We start from the raw sequence: 6,656 nt of genomic DNA on the forward strand, positions 1-6,656 counted from the left end.
AGAGAAGCAACAAAGAAAGAAAGAGAAACAATGCCTCTCTTAGCTAGCTATTATGCGCTGAATGAAAATATTTTTTCAAGAGCAATATTTGCTTTTTGTAGTCAAATTTCTACTAATGCAGTGCATAATATGGGATGTGATAATTTATTGAATGATATAACTTAATCTTGCCGTGAATTACTGGTTAGTGCTTAATAATTGCAATCAATTATTTTGATTGTTTTTTGTTCGGATGAGGCGGGGCTCTACAAAACAAAAAACCTCATTTCGAAATGAGGTTTTGAAAATTTTCATTTATTTTATCAGCAACTATTTTTTATTCTTTAAAATGGCCCCTTAAAAATAAATAGCGCACCCGCACCAATTAAAATAAAACCGATAAAGTGGTTAAGTGTGAAACTTTCACCTAAATAAGTCACCGAAAAAACAGCAAAAATGGTTAGTGTGATGACTTCTTGAATGGTTTTTAATTCGGCTGCGCTGTAATAGTTGTGGCCGATACGGTTTGCAGGAACTGCAAAACAGTATTCAACAAAAGCGATTAACCAACTGAGTAAGATCACTATAATTAACGGCTTGTTACCATATTTTAAATGGCCATACCAAGCAAAAGTCATAAAGATATTGGAAATTATCAGCAGAATAATGGGGGTAAATTTATACAACATATTTGTCATACCACCAGAGGTTTTAAAGGGAGAAAGTAGCAAAAAATCAGCGATGAGATTACTGCAAAACGCTTTGTTTTGCTATTGACATCAAGTAAAAAAAGTCTATTTTTTTGCTTCTATTGCTAAAAATAGAACTTCAGAGGATCAAAAAAAATTGACTTAAATCGAGAAAAAACACTAAACCTGATTTTTTGTATATTATCCTCTCAGTAGATAAATATAACGCTTACTAAGATTATTATTAAAACACCTTTTTTTATAAAAAATACTAATAAAATAGATAGATTTAAAGACTTATTAATTATAGTTTTACTTCTTATTAAGATTTATTTTCTACACTTAATGCGACATATCCTAAATTTGTGTTTTCGCACTAATAGATGTGGTGTTAATTCTTTAATACCTTATATTTGACAGTCAAATTTAGTAAAAAATTTATTATTGGGAGCCAACGTGAAGATAGGTACGCTTTTAATTTCTTACAGTTTACTCACAATGAGTTTGCTCTCTTTTTCCTCCTTTGCTCAAGTAAATCACGATCCCCTGACCAAATGTTATGAGTTGTCAACAGATGCAAGCCAAACAACCATTAAAGCTTGTCTATTAGATGAACTAAGATTATCTGAAGAGCAGTTGAATGTTATCTATAATAAAAGCAAAGGCGACCTTGAAGATAGTGACTCTATCGCGGCTAAAAGTGCTATTGATGCATTAGTCAGTTCACAAGAGCAGTTTATTCTTTTTAGAAGTAGTGAATGCCAACGTCAATCTGCTTTAATGATGGGGGGCAATGGTGCTGATGAAGTACTGCTGGCTTGTGAAATAAAATTAAATCAATGGCGAGCTAAATTATTACTCACTAATTAAGCCATAAATACAAAACACCTGTATAAAAGGTGTTTTGTATTTGGGTCAATCCGTTGACCATGACGTTAAGTTATTTGGTTATCGTTTTTATATTGTTTCGTTTAAACTAACAATCTTCAATAATAAGATAAGCGGCATGAACTGGGCCATGAACTCCCCATACTTTGATTAATTCAATATCAGCCGTTGAGCTTGCACCACCAATTAAATTGATACATGAAGGCATTCTGATCCCATCTTGTGCCATTTTGTGTAAACGCTCTGCAAGTTGAGCCACTCGCGGTAAAATGTCACTTTTGCGTAAAATAACAATCGAGGTTTCAGGTAACAGGCTGACAGAACGCCCTTTTTCCGGAGAAGAAAACAGCACAATCCCGCCAGATTCTGTTAATCCCGCTTCCGCAAAGACAATCCCTATTTGAGAGCGCTCAGCATGAATAATATTTTCATGACCGAGTTTAGGATCCCAAATATAAGTTTCATATTTTTCACTAATAGCTTGTGTTACACCAAGTGCATTTAAGCGCTCATCACCACTTATTATCACTGAACCTTGACAATCATAGCTTTCACAAAGCGCTATTAAGCTATTTATCACTTGTTCTGGTTTAGTGATAACGCATCTTACTTGCTGGGTTTGTGCAAAATCAGTAAATTCTTTGCATAATTCATCTTGGGTTAAATTTGTTAAGCGTGTTTTAGCTAAATTATTAATAGGGGGATCTTGTGGTTTTGGCGTATGCGTCACCTCACGTCCTAATTTTTGAGCAATAGTTTGCAGAAACTCAGCACGATTTTGTTCGTTTAACATATTATTTTTTTCCTTCTGCTTTGTGGCGCTTAAACCAACTACGGAAACTATAACCATCGGGTTTTGGGAGAGCACGTGATGCCATCCAATCATTGAGTACACTAATCTTGATTGGAGTTGAGCCATTTTTGATCATCAAGCCCGCCATCTTAGCCCCTACATTCATGCCAACTTTCCAAAGCGTGGGGTGCGCATTAATGTAATTAAACATACCGGTTACACGACGCTCAGCTTTTGGTGTTAAACCACTTTCCGCCATGACTCGACGATGTTTAAGGATCAATTGTGCTAAAGGGATTTTGACCGGACAGACCACATTACATGCATTGCATAATGAGCAGGCGTAAGGTAAGTCATGAAAATCTTTATAGCCTCCTAAGAGTGGCGAAATAACCGCACCGATAGGGCCGGGATAAATAGAGCCATAAGCATGACCACCGATATTACGATAAGCAGGACAGGTGTTTAGACAGGCTCCACAACGGATACAGCGTAGAATATCTTTAAATTGTGAGCCTAAAATTTCAGAGCGACCATTATCGACAATCACTAAATGAAATTCTTCAGGGCCATCAACATTACCCGCTTCACGAGGTCCAGTTACCCAAGTGTTATAACTGGTTAGGCGTGAGCCAACCGCACTACGACATAACATCGTGATCAGTGGATCGACTTCTTCAAAAGTAGGCGCAACACGTTCCATCCCCATAACGGCAATATGGGTTTTAGGTAATGTGGTCGTCATCCGTGCATTACCTTCGTTAGTTACTAAACAGACAGAGCCCGTTTCTGCAACCGCAAAGTTACAACCTGTGACTCCAATATCAGCAGAAAGAAAATCTTGTCGAATACGTTGCCTGATAAAAAGGGTCATATCTTCAGGGGTTTCACTACCTTGATAACCTAATTTTTCATTTAGCACTTTACGTATTTGGTAGCGATCTTTATGGATCGCCGGTACAACAATATGAGAAGGGGGATCGTTATCCAGTTGCAGAATATATTCACCAAGGTCGGTTTCGATAATCTCAATACCTTCATTTTGTAAGGCTTTGTTCATACCGATTTCTTCGGTTACCATCGATTTTGATTTAACGATTTTCTTGGCATTTTTCTGTTTGGCAACGTTACAAATATAGCGTGTCGCATCTTCTGCCGTTTTGGCAAAATAGACATGACCGCCGTTTTCAGTCACTTTTTCTGATAATTGATAAAGATAAGCGTCTAAGTTTTCAAGAACATGGTTACGGATTTGTTCTGCGCGATCACGCCACGCTTCCCAATCACCTAACTCTTTTACCATTATTTGGCGATTGGCTCCAATGCGCTCTTGTGCCATAACAACGGCGTTACGCATAATGGTATCATTCATTTCATGCGCTAAGCGTGGTCTAAAATCGATATTACTGGTTTTAATAGACATTGCAGCCCCCTTATTGACTCATTAAAACTTGTGCAATATGCAGCACTTTGACAGGACGCTTTTCACGACTTAAACGGCCTTGAATATTAATTAAACAACTGGTATCTGCACCAATGACGTAATCAGGGCTGACTTCCATGATATGTTTTACTTTTTCAGTGACCATTTCACCGGAAATTTCTGACATTTTTACTGAGAAGGTGCCGCCAAAACCACAACAAGTTTCTGAATTGGCGAAAGGTAACATTTCGAGTCCTTCAACATGTCTTAATAAGGTTAAAGGTTCACTAACAACCCCTAACTTTCGCGTTAAACTACAAGAGGGGTGATAAACCGCTTTACCCGCAAGGCGGGCGCCAACATCAACCACACCTAAGGTGTTGACGATAAAGCTGGTAAGATCAATTAAACGATCGGCCACACCTTGGGCTCGCTGCGCCCATTGAGGCTCATCGGCAAGATAGCTGGGATAGCCTTTAATCGCATAAGTGCAAGAGCCTGCAGGGGAAATAATCGGATAATCATTAACTTCTAATGTCTCAATTAATGATTTCATTGCGGGTTTTGCATCATTAACATAACCGCTATTAAGTGCTGGCTGACCACAGCAACCCTGGCGCTCTTGAAATAATACTTCGCAACCTAATTTTTCGAGCAATAATACGGTATCTCGTGCCGAATCTGCTTTTAGCACATCACCAAGACAGGTTGCATAAAAATTAACTTTCATTCACCGAACTCCAAAACATCGCTCAGATGTTGTCATTTTTATTTAAGATAAAATTCTTATTGGTTATTTTTCTTTATTTTCGTTATGTCAAAGCGATAGGTGATAGCCAAGATAAGCCATCACTTATCTTGTATAGTTAATTCATTAGGTGATAAATAATGCCGATTTTGGCACCTAGAATGATGATATAGGCAATACAATATTTTAATGTTTCTCGCATAATGGCACTGCTTTGCCCATCCATTTTGGTCGCCGAAACGGCGATCGCGATGCTTTGTGGTGAAATCATCTTACCGCCAGTCGCCCCAGAGGTATTAGCCGCTGCGAGAATAAAGGGATCAACATGGAGTTTTGCCGCTGCACTGGTTTGAAGCTTGCCAAATAGTACGTTAGAGTTTGTATCGCTTCCGGTTACAAACGTTCCTAGTGCACCAATGACTGGGGCAATAAAGATAAATCCAGCGCCAGTAAAGTTAACTAATGTTTCCGCAATGCTACCAATCATGCCACTGAAATCCATTACCGTTGCCATCGCAACAATAGCCATAATGGCAATAATGGAGTTCTTTAATTGAATTGTGGTTTTTACTAATACAGAAAAGAGCGTTGAAAGGCTTGCACCTTGAATAGTGCCACCAACAAAACTCGCTAAAATAATCAATACCCCAGGCGTACTTAACCAAGCAATAGTTTGATATTCAGTTTGAGTATCACTTAATACAAAAGGAATTTTAGTTGCAATAGTTCCTACTGCGGTTTGGATTGTAGGGAATAGCGGAGAGCAGGCTAAGATAAAAATAAAAGTAAACAGATAGATAGAGCTAGCGACTAATAGCTCTTTAGCTGAGTGTTTTGTTGGCTGTTTACTTTTATCATGGCCTGTTTTCATGCGTTTAGCCAAGAAAATAACCACAATCAGACTGACTAGACTTCCTGCAAAGGCAGGTAATTCTGCACCTAAATTAGCTGCGACAATATATTGAGGGATTAAGGTGCTGATCCCACACATTAAAGTAATAAAGCCGACACCTTTAATGGCTTTAATACCACCACCAGCAATAGCAACAATGACAAAAGGTAATAGAATATTGAATAAACCAAGTTGGATAATAATGGTTTTACTTAACACCAATACATCAAGGCCGGTATTTTGTGCCAAAATAGACACTGGAATACCAACGGCACCAAATGCGGTAGGTACCGTATTTGCGACTAGTGAAGCGACAGCTGCTTTAAAGGGATCAAAACCTAGTGCGATTAAAATACCGATAGGAATAGCAACTGCTGTACCATAACCTGCAACTGCTTCTAAAAAACCGCCAAAACACCAAGAGATAAGTAAAACTTGTACGCGTTTATCATCGCTGATCCCCGCTAATACGTCTTTTAATACCTCCATTCCTCCTGTTTTTAGCATTAGGTTATAGCTGTAAATAGCCGCCAGAATAACGATAATAATCGGCCATAATCCCTTTACCGCACCATAAAGTACAGATACAGAGGCAAATTGTAGGGTGTTATTCCAATGAAAAATAGCGAGAGCCACAGTGATAATTAGCGAAACGAGGACAGCGTGATGAACGGCCGATTTCATTTTTAAAATCATAAAAATCAGAACGGCTAAAGGAACAATTCCCAGTAAAAATGATAGATAGTCTGACATAATTATTTTTATCCTTAAGTTTGCAATTTTTTATCGTTTATCACTGCACCGGCAAACCTATTCATTCGTCATTTATGTTTTGTGTAGGGCACTTAGTTTGATGGTTTTCTATTTTGCTGAAACGATAAATCATAAAGAAAAAAAGATAGTTACCTAAAGAAATAATATAAGCATTCGTTACTTAAACTATTGTCAGGTTAGGTTGTGGGCTATTGTAGGAAAAATTTAGAAAGATGTAATAGAATAAAATCAATTGTGTGACAAATATAAAAAAAATCTATTTTTGTTACTAACTAGTTATTATTTGTCTTGTTTTTTGACTTTTATCAATGTAATTAATTTATTGTTATTGTTATCAAGATGATTTTAGATAGTAAAAATAGAGTTTTTTATTACTTATACTGGTAACTTGTTCGATACATTAAAGCCTAAATTAGCTTTTTTTATTGGTATCCGGCTCATTCGACACCTATAAAATATAAATTTTTCTA

General features: G+C 37.3%; 6 protein-coding genes. 1 reads left to right on the forward strand and 5 read right to left on the reverse strand.

Annotation, left to right across the window (positions count from 1 at the left end; all coding sequences use genetic code 11):
* Window positions 1-323 precede the first annotated feature (323 nt).
* The gene (locus tag AACU95_RS14720) at window positions 324-668 is read right to left on the reverse strand and encodes a DMT family protein (RefSeq protein WP_004248496.1); all 345 of its coding nucleotides are present in this window, start codon (window positions 666-668) and stop codon (window positions 324-326) included.
* 456 nt (window positions 669-1,124) lie between these two features.
* On the opposite strand from AACU95_RS14720, the gene umoC reads away from it, so the two are divergent.
* Window positions 1,125-1,538 carry a flagellar biogenesis regulator UmoC gene (gene umoC, locus AACU95_RS14725; protein ID WP_004243968.1) on the forward strand — a complete coding sequence of 138 codons (414 nt, stop codon included), beginning with the start codon at window positions 1,125-1,127 and terminating at the stop codon, window positions 1,536-1,538.
* Between the two features lie 106 nt (window positions 1,539-1,644).
* Here umoC and AACU95_RS14730 read toward each other — a convergent pair whose 3' ends face one another.
* From AACU95_RS14730 to AACU95_RS14745, 4 genes are all read right to left on the reverse strand, one after another.
* Complete coding sequence (locus AACU95_RS14730; protein WP_004250409.1) at window positions 1,645-2,349, reverse strand: LutC/YkgG family protein; 705 nt, start codon at window positions 2,347-2,349, stop codon at window positions 1,645-1,647.
* 1 nt (window position 2,350) lies between these two features.
* Complete coding sequence (locus AACU95_RS14735) at window positions 2,351-3,772, reverse strand: LutB/LldF family L-lactate oxidation iron-sulfur protein (protein ID WP_141192165.1); 1,422 nt, start codon at window positions 3,770-3,772, stop codon at window positions 2,351-2,353.
* 10 nt (window positions 3,773-3,782) lie between these two features.
* Window positions 3,783-4,502 carry a (Fe-S)-binding protein gene (locus AACU95_RS14740; RefSeq protein WP_141192164.1) on the reverse strand — a complete coding sequence of 240 codons (720 nt, stop codon included), beginning with the start codon at window positions 4,500-4,502 and terminating at the stop codon, window positions 3,783-3,785.
* Between the two features lie 136 nt (window positions 4,503-4,638).
* Window positions 4,639-6,165, reverse strand: coding sequence for an L-lactate permease (locus AACU95_RS14745; RefSeq protein ID WP_004243961.1), 1,527 nt, complete (start codon window positions 6,163-6,165; stop codon window positions 4,639-4,641).
* Between the last annotated feature and the right edge of the window lie 491 nt (window positions 6,166-6,656).

The sequence above is a fragment of the Proteus sp. G4415 genome (genome assembly GCF_963896075.1).
Lineage (GTDB): Bacteria > Pseudomonadota > Gammaproteobacteria > Enterobacterales > Enterobacteriaceae > Proteus > Proteus mirabilis.